Origin of the sequence: Bradyrhizobium sp. UFLA01-814 (assembly GCF_046718885.1) — a bacterium.
In the GTDB taxonomy this organism is placed as follows: Bacteria; Pseudomonadota; Alphaproteobacteria; order Rhizobiales; family Xanthobacteraceae; genus Bradyrhizobium; species Bradyrhizobium elkanii.
The window spans coordinates 1-4,938 of sequence record NZ_JAQOSR010000308.1; the positions used below are offsets into that span (position 1 = coordinate 1).

Sequence of the window (4,938 nt, forward strand, 5' to 3'; positions counted from 1 at the left end):
CACCACCGCGTCGCTGAACTTCGACGATCGCTTCGGCTCTCGCTCCACGATCAATTCGGCCTCACTCTATTATCCACTGCGCCGCGGGTTCCGTTCGAGTCGCGGCGATTTCAATTCCGAGTTCGGCCAGATCGAGGACGCGCTGGCCGGCCAGCTGCGCGACACGCAGACCGAACTGCCGACCAGCCAGTCGGCGACGGCGTCCGTCGCTGCCACGACCACGGCGACGACGTCCACCGTGCCGATGCCGCGGTCGCGGCCGGCCGAGGCCAATCTGCTTGCACGTAACGATCAGCCGCCGCCACCACAGGCGCCGGTGCAGCAGGGCGACAACCGGACATTCCTGCAGAAAATTGCCGACATGATGCCGGGCAAGATGCAGCTGGCCTCGCTCGATCCGAATGACGGATTGTTGTCCGGTCCGAGCCCCGATCTCGGCAAGCTCGGTTATGACAACACCACGGCCGTCTACGACATCACCGGCCGCATCGTGTACATGCCCGACGGTACCAAGTTCGAGGCGCATTCAGGCCTCGGCAATCTGCTCGACGATCCCGCGCATGTGACTGCCCGCAACGCCGGTGCGACGCCGCCCGGCATCTATGAGATGAAGCCGCGCGAGAAGCTGTTCCACGGCGTGCCCGCGCTGCGCATGACCCCGGTCGACGGCAGCGACACCTTCGGGCGCGTCGGCCTGCTGGTCCACAGCTACATGCTTGGGCCGAACGGCGACTCCAACGGCTGCATCTCGGTCAAGCACTACGACAAGTTCCTGCAGGCCTACCGCAGCGGCACGGTCAAGCGCATCGCCGTCGTCATCAACATCAAGGATGTCCAGTCGGCCTCGACCCGCGCGGCGTCGAACTCGTAGGCCGACCGCCGGCGCCTTCGGTCCGTCAAGCTTCAGTGTGTCTCCTCGCCTCCGGCGCGAAACGCGCCGGGCGCTGCGCCATAGGCGCGGCGGAACGCCCGCGCAAAACTCTCGTGGCTCTTGAATCCCACGCGCAGCGCGATCTCGCCGATCGGAAGATCGGTCAATCGAGGGTCGCGAAGCTGGCTGAGGCTGTGGCGGAGCCGCGCATCGCGGACATGCGCCGCGAGGGTCGTTCCGGCATCGGCGAGCACGGCAAACAAATGGCTGCGCGAAATGTTCAGGTGCCGGCAGATGTATTTCGCGGACAGTTGCGGATTGTGCAGTTCGTCCAGGATGAAGGTCTGGATTTGCCGCAGCATCGCCTCGCGCGGTGACGTCGATCCGGCCGTCGGCACGCCGACGGTGGTCGCCCGCACCAGCAGGCCCTCGAGCTGGCTTGCGGCGAGGTCGTCGACCAGCGCGAAATCGTCGGGGATATCGCGCAGCGCGCCGAGATAGGCGGAGGCGAGACGGCCCGCGCCGCGTCCGGCGATGACGATCGGCGGCCGCCCGGACATTTGCTGCAGATGCCGCCGCAGCCGCGCGCCGGAAATCGTGGCGCAGATCAGGTCGCAGCCCTGCTCGAACCGCATCGCGAAGGGCTCGTTGGTGTCGAGCAGCACGATGTCGCCGGGCCGCGCCAGCGTCTTTTGCCCATGCTGCTCGACCACGGCGTCGCCCGTGATCTGCAGATTGGCGAAGAACGATCCGTCCTGGAAGCTGCCGATTCCCTTCCGCGTACGGTGGATGGCGTTGGGCACGGACTGCACCCGCGACAACGGCAGCGCGGGGCTGCCGATGCTGGTGATCGCGCCGTCGAAATCGCCGGCCGAGATCTTCTCCGGCTCGAGCGGCAGATAGGTCCGCAGCACCGCTTCGCGCCAATAGGCGAAACGCTCTGCCGGTGCGACATCGTGCATATTCCAGGAAGCGCCCATGTTCGCTTGCCGAAGTTTGCCTGCCAAGACGGAAGCCGGCGATGAGCTTACAATCAATTGCCGTGCCAGTCAGGCGGACATTTTGCCAAATCGGCGTGGACGGGGCGTCAATGACTTCGGCGGCCCGGCGCCTCACCTTCGGACATTCGACCCGCTGGAGGAGAGACGACCATGCCGATCGATTTCACCCTGACCGCAGACCAACGCGAGCTGCAGATGTCCGCCCGGAGCTTCGCGCGGACCGTGCTTTCGGGCGTCGCCGACGCAACCGGCCATCTCGCCACGCCCGCGGAGCGCTTTGCGGCGACCAGGCCGTTCTACGAACAGGTGGTCAAGGCCGGTTTCCTGCGCCGGATGATCCCTGCGCCGCTCGGCGGCGAGGGCACCGGCGTGTTCGACATGGCCATCGTCGCCGAGGAGTTTCAGGCCGTCGATGTCAACGTCTCGCTGACGCTGTTCGGCTCGCTGCTCGGCCTGATGCCGGTGATGCTGGCGGGCTCGCCGGCGCAGCAGAAGACCTTCATCGCGCCGTTCCTCGAACGTGCCGGCACGCCGCTCGCCGCCTTCGCCTTCAGCGAGCCCGGCGGCAGCGCGAACTTCGCCTCGCCGGTGCCGGGAACCGGCTTGCGGACAGCGGCGCGCCTCGACGGCGAGGAATGGGTCATCACCGGCGCCAAGCAATGGGTGTCGAGCGCGACCGGCTGGGACGGCAACGGCGCCGACCTGATCTGCGTGGTCTGTCGCACCGATCCCACGGCTGCGCCCGACGGCGCGATCTCCGTGATCGCGGTGCCGCGGTCCGCCGGCGGCATCAAGGGCATCGTGCTCGAACGCGCCGCCGACCTGATGGGCCATCGCGCCCATCTGACGCCGCGCTTTCGGCTAGAGCAGGTGCGGACGGCCAGGGACAATGTCCTCGGCCGCGCCGGCGGCGGGCTCGAACTGGTGGAGATGAGTTTTGCCGGCACCGCCGCGCTGGTCGGCGTGTTCGGCGTCGCGCTGATGCGCGCCGCCTTCGACTATGCGCTGAACTTCGCCCGGACCGAGCATCGCGGCGGCGCGGCGCCGATCATCGAGCACCAGGCGGTCGGCTACGCGCTGGCCGATGCCAAGATGGCGATCGAGGCGGCACGCTATTTGAGCTGGAAGGCCTGTCACGCCATGGACAGCAATGCGCCCGGTGCCTTCGAGCTCGCACTGCACGCCAAGGTGTTCGGATCGGAGACCGCGGTGAAAGTGATCACCGATTTGATGCGTGTGGTCGGCATCGAGAGCTACGATCACCAATGTCCGCTCGCCGGCCTGCTTCAGGACGCGATGGCCTATCCCCTGTTCGACGGCGGCAACATGGGTGTGCGCCGCCGCCAGCTTCATGCGCTCCTGAAGAGCCCGGGTTACGGCCCGCTGACCGCGTCGGGTGCGGCCTAGAGCTTTTCCCGTTCCGATGGAATCGGAACGGGGCTCTAGATTCTTGTTTTGACGCGTTTTCTTCACGCGAACCGGTATCCACTTCGCTCGAAAACGCTCTAGCCGATCTCTTTCCTGACCGTCGCGGCGGCGTCGCACATCGCCTTCAGTTTTCCGAACGCAACGTGCCGCGGCATGTATTTCATGCCGCAGTCCGGCGCGATCACCAGCCGCTCCGCCGGCACATGCTTCAGGCCGTTGCGAATGCGATCGGCGACGACGGCGGCAGGTTCGATCTCGGGATTGCCGAGGTCGAGCACGCCGAGCATGATCTTTTTCGAGGAGAGATCCCTAAGCACGCCGAGATCGAGCTTCGGCTGCGCGGCCTCGATCGAAATCTGGTCCGCGATGGTGTCGTCGAGCTCGGCAAGGAACGAATAGCCGGCCGGCTTGGTCGAGCCGGGCACCACGGCCGCATAGCCGAAGCAGAGATGCACCACGGTCGGGATGCTGATGCCTTGCAGCGCGCGATTGATCGCCTTCACCGCATAGCGCTTGGCAAGATCCGGATTGTTGCGCACCCAGGGCTCGTCGAGCTGGATGACGTCGGCGCCGGCCTTCTCGAGGTCGCGAGCCTCGGCATTGACGGCCTCGGCGAAGGCCATCGCGAGCTCCTCGTCGTCCTTGTAGAACTCGTTCCTGGCCTGCTGGCTCATCGTGAACGGGCCGGGCAGGGTGATCTTGGCGGCACGGTCGGTGTTCCTGCGCAGGAATTGCATGTCGTGCAGCTCGACCGGTCCCTTGCGCTTCACCGGACCGACCACGCGCGGCACCGGCGTCTGCGTATTGCCGGTGCGCGCCGTGATCATTGCGGGATTGTCGGCATCGACGCCCTCGAGGGCGGTGGCGAACCGGTTGGAGTAGCTCTCGCGGCGGATTTCGCCATCGGTCACGATGTCGATGCCGGCGCGCTCCATGTCCCGGATCGCCACGACGGTCGCGTCGTCCTGCGCCTCTTCCAGATGCTCGGCCGGCAGGCGCCACATCGCGTGCATGCGGGTGCGCGGCACCGACTTCGACAGCATCGCGCGATCGACCAGCCATTCCGGCTGCGGATAGCTGCCGACGACGGTGGTCGGCAGCAGATGCCTGGGCAGGTTCATGATGTCCTCCTTCTTGTCGTTGTGTGGTGAGATCAAGCCGCGCGCGTTGCGCTTGCCGCGGTTTCGTCTTTCACGGGATTGCGCAGCACGCCGATGCCGGTAACCTCGACCTCGACGACGTCGCCATCCTTCATCCACAACGGCGGCGTGCGGTAGGCGCCGACCCCGCCGGTGGTGCCGGTGACGATGACGTCGCCCGGCACCAGCTCGGTGAAGGTCGAGCAATAGGCGATCAGGGTCGCGACGTCGAACACGAGGTCCGAGATCGGCGCGGTCTGCACCTCGACGCCATTGAGGCGGGTTGCGATGTGCTGCTTGCTGATATCGGGGAGCTCGTCGGTCGTCACCATCCACGGGCCGAAGCCGCCGGTGCCGACGAAATTCTTGCCCGGCGCGAATTGCGAGGCGTGACGCTGCCAATCGCGGATGCTGCCGTCATTGTAGCAAGCATAGCCCGCGACATGGCCGAGCGCGGTCTCTGTCTCTTATACACATCTGACGCTGCCGACGACCATGG

General features: G+C 66.3%; 4 protein-coding genes and 1 pseudogene. 2 read left to right on the forward strand and 3 right to left on the reverse strand.

The window, feature by feature from the left end:
- Nucleotides 1–871 (forward strand): DUF2778 domain-containing protein (locus PMN64_RS42015; RefSeq protein ID WP_411785013.1); only part of this gene is annotated, 871 nt, incomplete at its 5' end.
- Nucleotides 872–903: 32 nt separating this feature from the next.
- Here the strand turns inward: PMN64_RS42015 and PMN64_RS42020 are convergent.
- Nucleotides 904–1,851: a helix-turn-helix domain-containing protein gene (locus PMN64_RS42020; protein WP_411785014.1), complete on the reverse strand. Its 948-nt coding sequence runs from the start codon at nucleotides 1,849–1,851 to the stop codon at nucleotides 904–906.
- 171 nt (nucleotides 1,852–2,022) lie between these two features.
- Between PMN64_RS42020 and PMN64_RS42025 the strand changes: the two genes are divergently transcribed.
- Nucleotides 2,023–3,279 (forward strand): acyl-CoA dehydrogenase family protein, encoded by a 1,257-nt coding sequence (locus tag PMN64_RS42025; RefSeq protein WP_411785015.1) that lies wholly within the window; start codon nucleotides 2,023–2,025, stop codon nucleotides 3,277–3,279.
- 98 nt (nucleotides 3,280–3,377) lie between these two features.
- On the opposite strand, the gene PMN64_RS42030 is transcribed toward PMN64_RS42025, so the two are convergent.
- A complete protein-coding gene (locus tag PMN64_RS42030; RefSeq protein ID WP_411785016.1) occupies nucleotides 3,378–4,421 on the reverse strand; it encodes a 5-methyltetrahydropteroyltriglutamate--homocysteine methyltransferase in 1,044 nt (347 codons plus the stop codon).
- A gap of 32 nt (nucleotides 4,422–4,453) precedes the next feature.
- Nucleotides 4,454–4,900: pseudogene (locus PMN64_RS42035) on the reverse strand (fumarylacetoacetate hydrolase family protein); the annotation flags it as partial.
- Between the last annotated feature and the right edge of the window lie 38 nt (nucleotides 4,901–4,938).

Bases quoted from the DNA above. Each gene is read 5' to 3' on its own strand.
- PMN64_RS42020 (WP_411785014.1), bottom strand. From the start codon at position 1,851: ATGGGCGCTTCCTGGAATATGCACGATGTCGCACCGGCAGAGCGTTTC.
- PMN64_RS42025 (WP_411785015.1), top strand. From the start codon at position 2,023: ATGCCGATCGATTTCACCCTGACCGCAGACCAACGCGAGCTGCAGATG.
- PMN64_RS42030 (WP_411785016.1), bottom strand. From the start codon at position 4,421: ATGAACCTGCCCAGGCATCTGCTGCCGACCACCGTCGTCGGCAGCTAT.